Below are 12,886 nucleotides of genomic sequence, written 5' to 3' on the forward strand. Positions count from 1 at the left end.
GTCCGACAGCGCGACTCTATTCGAGCGGTTCGGCGGCGTCGCGTTCGACGAGCGGGTCCGCGTTCGCCGCGGGTAGCGTCACGATGTCGTCCGTCGAGAGGTCGTACTCCCGCTCGTCGACGCCGAAGATGGCGCCGACGTCGTCGGTGATGCGGACGGTACGTCGGTCGACGTCCGTCTCTTCCGCACCGTCTGCCTCGTTCTGCCCGTCGGCGTCGGGACTGGTTTCGGTCCCGTCGGTCGGTCCTGCAGCGGGTCCATCGGTCGGCACGTCTGGCGGAACGTCCGGCGGGACGTCCGCGGGTGCGTCGCCGTCGGGGCTGCCCATGACGTCCGCGGCGCCGACTCCTGTCGACGCCCCGTCCGCCGTCGGGTCTGCCTGTGGCGCCTCGCTCGCGGAATCAGTGGCGGCCGACTCGGTCTGTCCGCGGCCCGTCTGCGGAACGTCCGTCGGCGTGGAGACGGCACCGGGTGACGCCTCGCCCGCGAGGACGTCGAGGACGTGGTCCCGGTTCTCCTCGATGGCGTGCAGGAGCGTGTCGAAGAGGTCGCGTTCCTCGCGCGTGAGGCCCTCCTCTTCCGTCGGCATGTCGGCGGCGGCGAGCGACGCCATCTTCACGACCTTCCCGACGCGGCGCTCGTACAGCGCCTCGACGGTCTGTTCGGCGGTCTTGATGTCGTCGCTCAGCCGGTTCACCTCGGGGGAGTCGAACGGGTCCGCGGCGCGCTCGGCGGCCTGGTCGCGCTCCTCGCGCAACTGCTGGATGTACTCGCCGGCGTCCTCGTAGAACGACTCCCGGAGTTGCTGGAGGCTGTCGGTCTGTCGCTCCCTGGACTGTACCGATTGCAGTTCGTCTAAGTTCATTCTGGACCCTTCTCGGCCTGCCCGCGGGCCATCAGGAAGATGCCCACGTGCTCTGGTACGGATCGTGCACCTGCCTGGAATGTAAAGGTATCCCCACCGAGTTCGACCTCGACGTCGTCGGCGATCTCGACCGCGATCTCGTGGCCGGTGAACGTCTCCGGGACGGCGTCGACGAGCGGGTCGAACTCCTCGATCGAATCTCGGTCGATCCGCTGGACTGCGAGGCCGCTCCCGCCGTGGAGACTCCCCGGGAGCCTGATGAGCCGGTTCGTGTCGGTGGTGACCGGTTCGTCGATGGGGGCGATGTCCTCCTCGACGACCCGGTCCAGCAGCGTCTCGACGAGCGTCCGGATGCCGACGCCACCGGCTTCGAGGTTGCCGCTCTCGATGGCCTCGCGGTTGGCCTGGATGGCGCCGTAGACTGTCTTCGCGCGCCCCTCGCCGATGCCGTCGAGTTCCTGCAACGCTTCGAGGGCCGCCTCCTCTTCCATCGCCTCGAGTTCGCCGACGAACGCGAGGAGGCTGTCGTGGACGCGCTGACCCCACCCGCCCTCGGTCTGGAGGACGCGCGAGGCTGCCGTGTTGCCGGGCCTGATCTCCGTCGTCTGGATGCCGTCCGGTTCGAGGCCGACGGCGCGGACGTAGTCGACGATTTCCCGCCGGGAGTCCCGGGAGAGCTGCTGGATGCCCTCGTCACGGACGTGGACGTGGTAACCACGCCCGCCGGAGAAGACGACGGTGAGGTCGTCGAACCCGAAGTCGTTCTCCAGGAAGTCCAGCAGACAGAGCAGCGCGTCCTTGCACTTGGCGAGCATCTCGGCGTAGCTGTCCTCGCCGAGTTCGACGGCCGGCAGGTGGTCGGCGTCGAGGTCGAACACCAGGTCCGAGGACAGCCAGGTCTTCTCGTCCATCGAGGGCGCGCTGGGGTCCTCGTACCGGCCCGCGGAGAAGTAGACGTGCCTGGGTCGTTTGCGTTCGAGAAAGTCGCCGATTTCGCCCAGGTCGAGTAGCGAACGGTGGCGGACCATCGTCTCACCGGGACCGTCGGTCCACGGGATGAATCCCCACTCCCGGGCGTCGGCGTCCGGCGGAAGGGTGATATCTGCCCGCCGGTAGTGGTCGCCGAAGCGCCCCCGGAGGTACAGACGAGTCCGCTCTTCCATGGGATAGATGATTGGGGGAGGTGGTCATAGGAGTTGTGGATAGGAAGGTGTGAGCGAAGCGAACACCTTCTCAAAGCGAACGGGGAGCGGAGCGACCCGTGAGTAGGGCGGTCCGAGCGAAGTGAACACCTCGATAAAGCGAGCGGGATTCGATCAACCCTAATCGTCCAAAACGAACGGAAAACCGACGTCCTCGAACTGGTGAGGAAGACGGACCCGCCGCGCTCGGTTCGGCCCGCATGGTCCGAAAGAGTGGGATTTCCCCGAAATGGGGATGTGTGACCCCCTGAACCGTTCGACCGGTGTGTGACTGCCTCGCTGCCAGGTGGACGGTCTCGCGTCGGTCGCTGCTCGGCCACCGGCGGCCGGCGTGGGTCGACACGATGGCCTGGGTGGCTGCTGGGGCACCCACGGGCTCGTGGTTGGGCCTGAGGCTGTTCCTGAATGCCGACCCGGTAAAACGGTCGGAGCGTAGCTGGTTAGTAGATGTGCCTAAATGGATAGGTTCCGATCGTCGAGCAATTCCTCGAGAACTCCGTGGGCAGCGGAGTTTTCCCCTGACAGACTGAGCAGTTGGGAGGCGGGATAGTATCCGCGTTCAGCTGCCGAGTAGCTTCGACAGTTTCGCACGGATAGAGTCGTCGCCGAGCGAGAGGTAGAACGCGTCGCCGCCGTCCTCGTAGTAGTTGTCGATGCGACGGCGGACGTCGAATCCGAGGTGTTCGTAGAACCCGATGGCGTCGTCGTTCGTCGTCCGGGCGTGGCAGGTGACGCTCCCGAAGTCCTCGGAGACCCGGGCGATGAGTCGCTTCCCGAAGCCGTGGCCGCGGTATTCCGGGTCGACGGCGAGGAAGAGAACGTAGCCGTCCGAGCGGACGGCGGCGAACCCGACCAGGGTGTTGTTGGTCCGGTCGACGTAGACGTAGACGCGCGAGCGACGGTAGGCGTCGCGGAAGAAGCCGCGACGCTGGCGGAGGACGCCGTCTTCCTGGCGGATCCGTTCTTTGAGTTGCCAGGCGGCGTCCACGAACCCGTCGTCGCCGCGGTCGACGACCCTCGATTCGACGTTGACGCTCACTACACCCTTCTAACCGGCTGAAGACTATAATTCCACCGGCGTCCGGCCGAGCGCAGCGAGGCCGGGCTCGGTAGACGAACGGAGTGAGTCTATTGGCGTCCAGTCGAACAGCGTGAGACTGGGCTCGGGAGACGAGCGGAGCGAGTCTCCTGACGTCCGGCCGAGCGCAGCGAGGCCGGGCTCGGAAGACGAACGAAGTGAGTCTGCCGGTGGAACTCGACCGGCAGGTTCGGTTCGGAAACAGCGGAAACGTCATCGATTCGAAAGTCGAATGGCGTAAACCCGGCGGCTGGTAAGGCGGGCCCATGACTACTCGCTCGTCGTTCGCGGCCGCTGTCGTTGCACTCGCCACGTGCGGGTTCGTTCCGACCGCGGCGGCGCACGTCGACTACGTCACCGATCCTGTCGGTCAGGCGCGTGACGCGGTCACGTTCGGGTCAGACGTCCTCTCCGATCCGGTCAACGCCGCGATGGTGGCCGTCGCTTCGCTGGTCGGCGTCGCGGTGCTGGCGGCGTACCTCCGATACCGGCCGACCGTCCCCGACGTTCAGATCCTGCGGGAGACGCTCGGGACGTACGACGACCTCGTCCCCTGGATGCTTCGGCTGAGTCTGGGGCTTCCGCTCGTGGGCGCCGGGTTCCAGGGGTACCTCTTCGCGCCGACGGTAACGTTCGACCCCGGCGCCAACCCGCTGTTGCGTCTCCTGCTGATCGGCGTGGGGTTCTTCATCCTCTTCGGGCTGGCGACGCGTGTGGCCACCGCCGTCGGCCTGGGACTGTACCTGTGGGCGCTCGCGACCAACCCGGACGTCGTGCTGGCCATCGAGTACCTCCCCGGGTTCGTCGCGGTCTTCGTCCTCGGTGGCGGCCGCCCGAGCGCGGACGACATGCTCCAGGACGTCGCCGCCAGTGACGCGACCCTGTACGGCCGCGTCGACCCGGTCCACCACCTGAAGACGTGGCTCGACGACTTGACGGCCCCGTATCGACGATTCGTGCCGACGATTCTCCGGGTGGGGATGGGTGTCGCCTTCGTCTACCTGGGACTCGTCGAGAAACTGGGTTCCTCGGACCGGGCGCTCCAGGTCGTCGCAAAGTACGACCTGACCGCCGTCGTCCCCGTCGACCCGGGGATGTGGGTGCTGGGTGCCGGACTGATGGAGGTCGTCGTCGGTCTGGCGCTCGTCGCAGGCCTGCTGACCCGCGCGAGCGCCGCGACGGCGTTCCTCCTGTTCACAGTGACGCTGTTCGGCCTGCCGGACGACCCGGTGCTCGCGCACGTCACGCTGTTCGGGATGGCCTCTGCTATCTTCACGCTCGGTGCGGGGCCGTTCTCGCTGGACGAGCGCCTCGAGCGATCGACTGATGCCAGGGCGACGGCGGCCCCGGGCGACGACTGAGCTGGGGCGATGGCCGACGCCGCGTCCGACTCGACGCCGGACTACCGGACGACATTTCACTTCGCCGTGACCATCTTCGGGTATGACCACGTACGAGGCGGGCGACGTCACGCTGGAGCAGGTCCGCGAGTTCGTCTGGGAGATTCCCCAGTCCGGGGGGATGAACGTCCCGGCGCGAATCCTCGCCAGCGAGTCGCTGCTCGACGAGATCAGCGAGGACAAGACGCTCGAACAGCTTCGGAACTCGACGCACCTCCCCGGCGTGCGGAAGTACGCCCTGTGCATGCCCGACGGCCACCAGGGCTACGGCTTCCCCGTGGGCGGCGTCGCAGGCATCGATGCCGAAAACGGCTGTATCTCGCCCGGAGCAGTCGGTTACGATATCAACTGCGGGGTACGGATGATGCGGACGAACCTTACCTACGACGACGTGAAGGGCCACGAAGAGGTACTCGTGGACGCGCTGTTCGAGGCAATCCCCTCGGGCCTCGGCGGTGGCGGCGTCCACGAGGGGACCATCGACGACGTCGACGCCATCCTCTCGCGCGGGATGGACTGGGCGCTCGAAAACGACTACGCCGTGCGGGACGACCTCGAACACTGCGAAGACGAGGGGTACCGACCAGAAGGCAATCCCGACAAGGTCTCCGAGAAAGCCCGGAATCGGGGGAAGAACCAGGTCGGATCGCTGGGCTCGGGCAACCACTTCCTCGAGGTCCAGCGAGTCACCGACGTGTTCCGCGAGGACGTCGCGGCCGACTTCGGCCTCGCTGAGGACCAGATCGTCGTCCTCATCCACTGTGGCTCCCGCGGCCTGGGTCACCAGGTGTGTACGGACTACCTGCGGAAGATCGAACAGGCCCACTCGGGGCTGCTGAACCAGCTCCCGGACAGGGAACTCGCCGCGGCGCCCGCCGGTTCGCAACTCGCCGAGGACTACTACGAGGCGATGTGCGCGGCCATCAACTACGCCTGGGTCAACCGACAGCTGATCATGCACCGGACACGCGAGGTGTTCGAGGACGTCTTCGGCCGGGACTGGGAGGCGATGGAGATGGACCTGCTGTACGACGTGGCCCACAACATCGCCAAGCTGGAGACGCACGACGTGGACGGTGAGGAGACGGACCTGTACGTCCACCGGAAGGGAGCGACGCGCGCGTTTCCGGCAGGACACCCGGAGGTGCCGGCCGCGTACCGCGACGTCGGCCAGCCGATCATCATCCCCGGAAGTATGGGCGCGGGAAGCTACGTCCTCCGCGGCGGCGACCGGAGTCTCGAGGAGACGTTCGGGTCGACGGCACACGGTGCGGGGCGGCTGATGAGCCGGACGCAGGCGAAAAACGAGTACTGGGGCGAGGACGTTCGTGACGACCTGCGAGACCAGCAGCAAATCTACGTGAAAGCACAGTCCGGCGCAACGGTGGCCGAGGAGGCGCCCGGCGTCTACAAGGACGTCGACGAGGTGGTCCGCGTCTCGGACGCGCTCGGTATCGGCGACAAGGTCGCCCGGACGTTCCCGGTCTGTAACATCAAGGGTTGAAGCCGCTGAAGCCGGAATCCGGACGCCTCCGCGTCGCGACCGACCCACTCGCTCAGTTGTGTGCGGTTCTCCCCCTGTTCGTAGAAGATGCGGACGGTAGAGCGCTCTGTCACGGGTTCCCCGTAGCTGTTCCCTTCGCTCACCTGTACGATGTCGCCAGGGCCGATCTCCTCCGACTCGTCGACGCTTCCGGCTTCTGCCCAGGTCGTCTCGGCGTCGTCCCCCACGATGACGATGTCGCCGGCGGGGAACGCGTCACCCTCGACGTGGGTGACGATGAGTGCACCGCTGTCTTCGACGTGATCGTAGCTGAAGTTGGCGTTGGGACCGCTCGGCCCCTCGTCGGTGCCGATGAGCACGTTGAGGCCGACCAGTCCGGTCACGACGATAGTAATCCCGACGAGGATCACGACTCCCGTCGACTCGGTGACCGCTCGGTCGTCGCGGCGGAATTCCTCCATTCGCTCGGTGGTTGTGCGGGCATCGAATATAGGTGATTCGGCTGACGGAGACAGGGGAAAACCCTTGTCGATCCGGGGCACAGAGTGGGACATGATAGACGAGACCGTCGAGCAAATCGAGGAGATGCAGACCCACAGCTCCTCGGTCGTCGCCGTGCGGGCGGCCCGTGCCCTGCAGTCGCTGACCGACAGGGAGTTCCCCGCCGTCGAGGAGTACCTGCGCTCGCTCGAACGCAACAGCAACGCGCTCCGGCGGGCGAACCCGTCCCACGCGTCACTCCACACGACGCAACGCCAGATCGTCGAGCGCGTCACCGACGCGGACCCCGACAGCCTCGAGGACGCCCAGCGCGAGACGCACATCGCCATCGAAGAGGTCATCGAGCAGGTCGAGACCGCGAAGCTCAGCGCCGCCAAGCGCTGTGCCGACCAGATCGCCGACCACGACGTCCTCCTCACCCACGACTACTCCTCGACGGTCCTGAGCGCGATTCGCCTGGCGACGGAGCAGGGATCAGAGTTCGAGGTCTACGTCACCGAGGCACGCCCCCGGTTCCTCGGGCGGCGGATGACCCGCAAGCTCGCCGAGATCGACGCCGTCGACACCCACCACATCGTCGACAGCGCCGCGGGCCACTACCTGGCGGCCTGCGAGCGCGTCCTCGTCGGGATGGACTGCGTCGTCGACGACGTGCTGTACAACCGCGTCGGCACCTACCCCATCGCCGCGACGGCGAACGACGTTGGAGTGCCGGTCAGCGTCGTCGGGTCGGCGGCCAAGCTCATCGAGGGCGGCTTCGCCTTCGAGAACGAGTTCCGCTCGACGGCGGAGGTCATGCGGGAACCGGCGGACAACTTCACCATCGACAACCCCGCTTACGACGCGACGCCGATGCGTCTCGTCGACTCGGTAATCACGGACGAATCGCTCGTCGAATACTAGCTTACCGGACGGCGACGACCTGGTCGCACTCCGGACAGCGGTACTCCTGCTGGGTCTCGGCCGTCGTGACGTCCCACGATCCGTCGACTGGGCTCTCGTGCCCGCAGACGGGGCAGAACAGGACGTCTTTGCGTCGCTGACCGTCAGTTGGGGGCTTCTTCCTCTCTCTCGGTTCCGTACGAACGTCGGCGCTCGTCATTATCGGAGGCTAGCGTACCGTCCGTCATATACCTGTCGAGCGTTTGTTTGATTGTTACTGACAAACGGTGCTATCCCGCGATTTCGACCGTGTAGGATCGTCGTCGACCGTGATAGTTGGTGTCAACGACCCAGAGTAGTCGTCGAATTTCGCGAGAACCGGGTCACAACGTTTTTCGCACGTGGCGAGAGAGCACACGAGTATGCCAGCGGGACGGAGCAACGGGGCCTTCCTCGGACAGGTGACTGCGACACCGACGGGGACAGCTACCGGTAACACGACAGAGACCCCGGAGTCGCCCGTCCCGGTCGAACTGTTCCCGGACTGGTTTCCGTACTGGGCCCAGGACCTGCTGTCGGCGCTCGTCGTCGTCGCGCTCGCGTTCCTCGTCAGCAGACTATTCATCAAGCTGTTCGGTCGCCGCATCGCGCGTCGGTTCGAGCGACCGAGCGTGACCCGGACGGTGATCCGGGGCATCCGGTTCACTGTCTTCCTCTTCGCGTTCCTGACCGTTCTCAGCATCTACGACTTCGGGCTCGGGGACATCGCCATCCAGGTCGGTGTGTTCACGGCCGTGCTCGGTATCGTCCTCGCGCCCATCGTCGGCTCCGTCATCAGCGGGTTCTTCCTGCTGGCCGACCAGCCATACGAGATCGGCGACATGATCGAACTGGACGACACTGGCCAGACGGGCTTCGTCGAGGACATCACGCTCCGGTACACCAAGATCTTCACACTCGACAACACCTTCCTGGTTATCCCGAACGGGACGATGCGCGAGCGGGACGTGATCAACTACTCGGCCGAGGACTCTCGAACGCGACTCGAGTTGCCGGTGCTGGTCACCTACGAAAGCGATATTCCGGAGGCCCGGCGGCTGATACAGACCGCCGCGCGCCAGGTGGACGTGGTCATCCAGGGGGGCCCGGACATCCGCGTCGGCGCAGCGCGCTACCCGGCGGCCCCGACCTGCTACATCGACGAGTTCGGCGACCACGGCATCCTCCTCACGCTCCGATACTGGATCGAACAGCCCTACAAACTCCTGGCGACGCGCTCGGAGGTCCAGACGAACGTGTGGGAGGCCCTCGCCGACGCCGACGTCGAGATCGCCTACCCCCACTCGCACCTCTACTTCGACGAGACGAGCGGCCAACTCGGCGTCGGGATGGACGAACTGTCGCGCAACGGCCCGACCGGTTCCTCGACGATGGCCCACGACGTCGATGGGATCGACTCACCGGGAGATGACGTGCGTTCGGACGAACGAACTGACGACGCGAACTGACGAGAGCGGTGACGATGCGAACTGACGAGAGGGGCGACGACTTCAGTTAGTCGGCGGACGCGGTGACGACCTCACAGTCGACTTCCTCGTGGAGGAACCGCTCGACGTCGGCGTCGTCGACGAGCCGGCGGATCATCGCGCGCCACCGGCCGGCCTGCTTCTTCCCGATGACGACGACGTCGGCCTTCTGGGCGGCGATCTCTTCGAGGATGGTCTCCTCGACGAGCAATCCGGAGCGGACGACGTAGCGCGTCCGTGGCAGGTGGCCGAACGCCTTCTGGACGGCTTCTTTCAGTTGCCGGCGCGTGATACCCCGACCCTGCTGGTAGAGATTGACGTGGAGAATGGAGAGGTTGGCCTCCCGCTCCTCGGCGACGCGGATGCCCTCGGCCAGCGTCGCACGCGAGTGTTTGGTCAGTGGATACCGGACGGGAACGACCACCTGTGTCATCAGTGGGTCGTTCACTGCCACACGGTACAAGGGTTCCGCTATCGGTAGACGAGTCGGTCTTCGACCTCCGGGTCGATCCCCTCGGCGCGGGCGTAGTCCGCCATGACCCGGTACTGCGTGTCGAGCGTCCCGGTCCGGTGGGACGCGTCGAGCACTGGGAACTCCTCGCTCGTGTGAAAGAGGAAGTCGGCGGTGGCGACGGAGTACGTCGCGTCGTCGGCGACCGGTGTCCCGTTCACGTGGACCGAGTCGATCGCTCCGTCGGCCCTGTCCCAGACGACCGACAGCCCGCTCAGGTGGCCGTTCCACCAGTCGGACGCCCCGAATCCGACGTTCGCCCCGCTGCACTGCCGGATAACCGTCCGAAGCTCCGCACCCGTCAGCTCCGCGACGGCGACGGGTTCGTCGAACGGGACGACAGAGACGAGGTCGGCTACGGTGACGTCCCCCGCCAGAGGCGGCCCTTCTCTGATCCCGCCGCTGTTCTGTAGCCCGACGTCCGCCTCCGCGGCCCATCGGTACGCGTCGGCGACGAAGTTCCCGATGCGACTCTCACCGCGAAACGCCGTCGACTCGGTCCGCAAGATCGGGTCGCTGACGTGACCGACGACCTCGTCCAGGTCGGCCTCCTCGCGCAGTTCGGCCATCGCCTCAGCGACGTCGTCGTGCCGCGGGCCATCCTCGACCTCGTGACGGGTGACCGTCGGCGACTCGCCGAGGGTTACCTCGTAGACGATTTCCCCGTTGACGCCGGGGCGAGTAAGCAAGGTGTCGTCGAGGCGTTCGACGATTTCGCTGTGGACGTGGCCACCGAGGATGACGTCGACGTCCGTCTCGGCTGCCAGCGTCTCGTCGAGTCTGCCGAGGTGGGAGAGGACGACGACCCACTCGGCGCCGCGTTCCCTGAGCGCCTCGGCGGCCTGCTGGACGGGGACTGTCGGGTCGAGAAACTCGAGGGAACCCGTCTCGGGGACGTAGGCGGTCGTCTTCGGGTCGGTGACGCCGACGAACCCGACCGTCGTGCCGTCGACGTGCTGGACGGCCCAGGGGGCGGTCTCGTCGGCGAGGAGTCGCCGGCCATCGCCGTCGACGACGTTCGCCGTGAGCCAGGTCTGGGGTGAGTCCGCGACGATTCCGCGGATGGCGTCGACGCCGTGGTCGAAGTCGTGGTTTCCGAACGTCTCGAAGTCCGGGACCACGGCGTCGTAGAACGGGAGCGACTGGCGGCCCTCGGTGATCAAGGAGAGGACGCCCGGTGCGGTGTTGTCGCCCGTCCCGCAGACGATGGTCGCATCGTCGCGAAGGGCGTCGATGGTGCCGGCGAGACGGCCGGCGTTCTCGGGGTCGTCGTAGGCGTTCTCGACGTCGGAGTAGTGGACGAGGGAGGGCGGCATCTACTGCCGTCCACGCCACAGGCGGACTAATCCTCTTCGGCTCCCCCCGTTGCCCGGAGAGTTAGCCCTAAACCGCTCGACGCCCCAGAACCGGGCATGGAGGAACGCGACGGCCCAGACGGCCGGCAACTCTACGTCGACCGGGAGCAGCGCGAGCGCGGATCCAAGGGACCGTTCTTCGTCGCCTTCGGCGACCCGGAGCGCGAGTCCCGCTGGGGGTACTTCTGCGACAACTGTCAGACGTTCAATAACGCCATGGACGCCATGGGCCGTATCCAGTGCAACGTCTGTAGCAACGTTCGCAAGCCCGACGAGTGGGACGCGGCCCACGAGTGATAGTGGTCGTTGTAAGCCCGTACCGGCGTTCGCCGGTACCGTCCACGTCGAACGCCGGTACGGGCTTACAACGACCACTATGAGTCGCCGTCGGCGCATTCACGTCAGCAGTCGGGACAGTCCGAACGCTTAATACCTCACCCTTGGTACTGAGTATCAGATGGGGGCTGTTACCACCTCACTGGCGTCGCAGGCCGAGTCGATATTCGACGACCTCGGGTACAGCGTGTCACAGCACGACACCGAACTTCTCGCGGAGCGCAAGTGGCGCGTCGTCCACGTGACCCTCTCCTATCCGGAGGAGGTCCCGTCCGACGGCGAGTTCCGGTGTTTCGTCACCCGGTCCGAGGAGGCCACGTCCACCAGCAGACGGGTCGCGATGGCCGATCCCGACTACGAGTGGGCCGTCATCGGCGTCGACGACGACGGCGAGTACGAGGTGCGAGAGCGGTCCCACGCCACGTGAGCTTTTAGGCGGCGCCGTCGCCGGCGTCTACCTCCTTCGCGACCCGGAGTTCGATGGCGACACCGTCACCGTCGACGACGTCACCGGCGAGGTGGTCGCCATCGAACTCCGGAAGACGCGCCTGCCCGTGGACGGCGACACGGGCGTCCGTGCGAACGAGGCCATCGAACAGGAGTGACGCAAGGACGGCCACCCGGCGGGCTAATTGGTACCACGCTACACCCTGCACAAGAAGCTTATAAGCGTCGACGGTGAACAACGGGTATGTTCGTGGGGCACGCGCTCCTCGCATTCGCCCTCGTCGCGGCGTTCGCTCGATGGCGGGGCTGGGAGCCAGAGCGGGCGATACAGGTCGGCGTCGTAGCCGGTCTCTTCGCGACAGCCCCCGACCTCGACATCCTCTACGGCCCCGTCGGCCTCGTCGGCGGCGTCTCCGGCGTCATGGGCGCCGCGGAGACGTTCTGGTCGACCGGCAACGTCACGCACCGCGGACCGACTCACTCGATGGTCGTCGGCCTGGTCGCGGCAGGCGCGTTCGCGGCGTGGGCTCGTGGGTCCGTCACGTCACGCGCGCTCGCGCTCGTCGTCCTCGGTGGTGTCGTCACCACAGTCGCGACGCTCAGCGGCGGACTGGCTGCCGTCGTGACCGCCCTGTTCCTCGGCGGCGGCCTCCTCGTCAGCGTTCTCGGTGACCGCTGGGAGTTCGGTCCCAGGTCCGTGGGGCTCGCGGCGCTCGCCGGATTGCTAACCCATCCGCTCGGTGACCTCTTCACCGGCGAACCGCCGCAGTTACTGTACCCGCTCGACGTCACGCTCCTGAGCGAGCGGATCGTCCTGCACCCCGACCCGACGCTCAACCTGCTCGCCGCCTTCGCCGTCGAACTCACTGTCGTCTGGCTCGCCATCTACGTCGCCTTCTCGCTGAAGAACAGGGACGTCCGGACGTATGTCGACCGGCGCGCCGTGCTCGGCCTGGCGTACGGTGGCCTCGCCCTGTTGCTCCCCGCGCCGACGCTGGAGACGTCGTACCACTTCGTCTTCTCCGTCCTCGCGTTCGGCTTCGTGGCCTTCCCCCGACGGCGCGTCCGCCGGGTCGACGCGCCGCGCGTCTTCTGTACGGCACTCGCCGTCGTGACCTGTGCCGGGCTCGCGTACGCCAGCGCCTACGTCGTGTTCTGATAGCGTCGGTCGTCATTCGCTCCCGGTGTTTTCCGTCGCCAGTTCGTTCGGCCCCAGCCCACCCTCGGTGGCGCGTCCCCGCTAAAATCAGGTCCAACCGACACTACGATTCCCGACAGC

Annotated in this window: 14 protein-coding genes and 1 pseudogene; 8 read left to right on the forward strand and 7 right to left on the reverse strand. The window is 66.5% G+C overall.

The window, feature by feature from the left end; all coding sequences use genetic code 11:
- Positions 1 to 16 precede the first annotated feature (16 nt).
- The 3 genes from AC5FRV_RS03815 to AC5FRV_RS03825 form a co-directional block, all read right to left on the reverse strand.
- Positions 17 to 865 (reverse strand): hypothetical protein, encoded by an 849-nt coding sequence (locus tag AC5FRV_RS03815; protein ID WP_493559775.1) that lies wholly within the window; start codon positions 863 to 865, stop codon positions 17 to 19.
- Entirely contained in the window at positions 862 to 2,028 is a 1,167-nt protein-coding gene (gene priS, locus AC5FRV_RS03820) for a DNA primase small subunit PriS (RefSeq protein ID WP_493559776.1), read from the reverse strand. The genes AC5FRV_RS03815 and priS overlap by 4 nt, the downstream gene beginning before the upstream one ends.
- A 598-nt stretch (positions 2,029 to 2,626) precedes the next feature.
- Positions 2,627 to 3,106, reverse strand: coding sequence for a GNAT family N-acetyltransferase (locus AC5FRV_RS03825; RefSeq protein ID WP_493559777.1), 480 nt, complete (start codon positions 3,104 to 3,106; stop codon positions 2,627 to 2,629).
- 305 nt (positions 3,107 to 3,411) lie between these two features.
- On the opposite strand from AC5FRV_RS03825, the gene AC5FRV_RS03830 reads away from it, so the two are divergent.
- Both AC5FRV_RS03830 and AC5FRV_RS03835 read left to right on the forward strand, forming a co-directional pair.
- Positions 3,412 to 4,506, forward strand: coding sequence for a DoxX family protein (locus AC5FRV_RS03830; RefSeq protein WP_493559778.1), 1,095 nt, complete (start codon positions 3,412 to 3,414; stop codon positions 4,504 to 4,506).
- 82 nt (positions 4,507 to 4,588) lie between these two features.
- On the forward strand, positions 4,589 to 6,049 hold the full coding sequence (locus AC5FRV_RS03835) for an RtcB family protein (protein ID WP_493559779.1): 1,461 nt from the start codon (positions 4,589 to 4,591) through the stop codon (positions 6,047 to 6,049).
- On the opposite strand, the gene AC5FRV_RS03840 is transcribed toward AC5FRV_RS03835, so the two are convergent.
- Positions 5,953 to 6,510 carry a type IV pilin gene (locus AC5FRV_RS03840; protein ID WP_493559780.1) on the reverse strand — a complete coding sequence of 186 codons (558 nt, stop codon included), beginning with the start codon at positions 6,508 to 6,510 and terminating at the stop codon, positions 5,953 to 5,955. The genes AC5FRV_RS03835 and AC5FRV_RS03840 overlap by 97 nt on opposite strands.
- Positions 6,511 to 6,601: 91 nt before the next feature.
- On the opposite strand from AC5FRV_RS03840, the gene AC5FRV_RS03845 reads away from it, so the two are divergent.
- Entirely contained in the window at positions 6,602 to 7,453 is an 852-nt protein-coding gene (locus AC5FRV_RS03845; protein WP_493559781.1) for an eIF2B alpha/beta/delta subunit family protein, read from the forward strand.
- A 1-nt stretch (position 7,454) separates the two neighbouring features.
- Here AC5FRV_RS03845 and AC5FRV_RS03850 read toward each other — a convergent pair whose 3' ends face one another.
- Positions 7,455 to 7,652: a DUF8106 domain-containing protein gene (locus tag AC5FRV_RS03850; protein WP_493559782.1), complete on the reverse strand. Its 198-nt coding sequence runs from the start codon at positions 7,650 to 7,652 to the stop codon at positions 7,455 to 7,457.
- 202 nt (positions 7,653 to 7,854) lie between these two features.
- Between AC5FRV_RS03850 and AC5FRV_RS03855 the strand changes: the two genes are divergently transcribed.
- Entirely contained in the window at positions 7,855 to 8,940 is a 1,086-nt protein-coding gene (locus AC5FRV_RS03855) for a mechanosensitive ion channel family protein (RefSeq protein WP_493559783.1), read from the forward strand.
- 46 nt (positions 8,941 to 8,986) lie between these two features.
- On the opposite strand, the gene AC5FRV_RS03860 is transcribed toward AC5FRV_RS03855, so the two are convergent.
- A complete protein-coding gene (locus AC5FRV_RS03860) occupies positions 8,987 to 9,391 on the reverse strand; it encodes a universal stress protein (protein ID WP_493559784.1) in 405 nt (134 codons plus the stop codon).
- Between the two features lie 38 nt (positions 9,392 to 9,429).
- Positions 9,430 to 10,785 (reverse strand): bifunctional metallophosphatase/5'-nucleotidase, encoded by a 1,356-nt coding sequence (locus tag AC5FRV_RS03865; protein WP_493559785.1) that lies wholly within the window; start codon positions 10,783 to 10,785, stop codon positions 9,430 to 9,432.
- A 96-nt stretch (positions 10,786 to 10,881) separates the two neighbouring features.
- Here AC5FRV_RS03865 and AC5FRV_RS03870 point away from each other — a divergent pair, with 96 nt between their 5' ends.
- The 4 genes and pseudogenes from AC5FRV_RS03870 to AC5FRV_RS03885 all read left to right on the forward strand — a co-directional run bounded on the left by AC5FRV_RS03870 (position 10,882) and on the right by AC5FRV_RS03885 (position 12,766).
- Positions 10,882 to 11,121: a DUF5816 domain-containing protein gene (locus AC5FRV_RS03870; protein ID WP_493559786.1), complete on the forward strand. Its 240-nt coding sequence runs from the start codon at positions 10,882 to 10,884 to the stop codon at positions 11,119 to 11,121.
- Between the two features lie 160 nt (positions 11,122 to 11,281).
- On the forward strand, positions 11,282 to 11,587 hold the full coding sequence (locus tag AC5FRV_RS03875) for a DUF7116 family protein (protein WP_493559787.1): 306 nt from the start codon (positions 11,282 to 11,284) through the stop codon (positions 11,585 to 11,587).
- Positions 11,586 to 11,765, forward strand: a pseudogene (locus tag AC5FRV_RS03880) (mechanosensitive ion channel domain-containing protein); the annotation flags it as partial. The gene AC5FRV_RS03875 and the pseudogene AC5FRV_RS03880, both read left to right, overlap by 2 nt.
- Positions 11,766 to 11,851: 86 nt before the next feature.
- A complete protein-coding gene (locus tag AC5FRV_RS03885; RefSeq protein WP_493559788.1) occupies positions 11,852 to 12,766 on the forward strand; it encodes a metal-dependent hydrolase in 915 nt (304 codons plus the stop codon).
- Positions 12,767 to 12,886 lie beyond the last annotated feature (120 nt).

This window comes from Halomicrobium sp. HArcel3 (assembly GCF_058933135.1).

Bases quoted from the DNA above. Each gene is read 5' to 3' on its own strand.
- AC5FRV_RS03815 (WP_493559775.1), bottom strand. From the start codon at position 865: ATGAACTTAGACGAACTGCAATCGGTACAGTCCAGGGAGCGACAGACC.
- priS (WP_493559776.1), bottom strand. From the start codon at position 2,028: ATGGAAGAGCGGACTCGTCTGTACCTCCGGGGGCGCTTCGGCGACCAC.
- AC5FRV_RS03830 (WP_493559778.1), top strand. From the start codon at position 3,412: ATGACTACTCGCTCGTCGTTCGCGGCCGCTGTCGTTGCACTCGCCACG.
- AC5FRV_RS03835 (WP_493559779.1), top strand. From the start codon at position 4,589: ATGACCACGTACGAGGCGGGCGACGTCACGCTGGAGCAGGTCCGCGAG.
- AC5FRV_RS03840 (WP_493559780.1), bottom strand. From the start codon at position 6,510: ATGGAGGAATTCCGCCGCGACGACCGAGCGGTCACCGAGTCGACGGGA.
- AC5FRV_RS03845 (WP_493559781.1), top strand. From the start codon at position 6,602: ATGATAGACGAGACCGTCGAGCAAATCGAGGAGATGCAGACCCACAGC.
- AC5FRV_RS03850 (WP_493559782.1), bottom strand. From the start codon at position 7,652: ATGACGAGCGCCGACGTTCGTACGGAACCGAGAGAGAGGAAGAAGCCC.
- AC5FRV_RS03855 (WP_493559783.1), top strand. From the start codon at position 7,855: ATGCCAGCGGGACGGAGCAACGGGGCCTTCCTCGGACAGGTGACTGCG.
- AC5FRV_RS03860 (WP_493559784.1), bottom strand. From the start codon at position 9,391: ATGACACAGGTGGTCGTTCCCGTCCGGTATCCACTGACCAAACACTCG.
- AC5FRV_RS03865 (WP_493559785.1), bottom strand. From the start codon at position 10,785: ATGCCGCCCTCCCTCGTCCACTACTCCGACGTCGAGAACGCCTACGAC.
- AC5FRV_RS03870 (WP_493559786.1), top strand. From the start codon at position 10,882: ATGGAGGAACGCGACGGCCCAGACGGCCGGCAACTCTACGTCGACCGG.
- AC5FRV_RS03875 (WP_493559787.1), top strand. From the start codon at position 11,282: ATGGGGGCTGTTACCACCTCACTGGCGTCGCAGGCCGAGTCGATATTC.
- AC5FRV_RS03885 (WP_493559788.1), top strand. From the start codon at position 11,852: ATGTTCGTGGGGCACGCGCTCCTCGCATTCGCCCTCGTCGCGGCGTTC.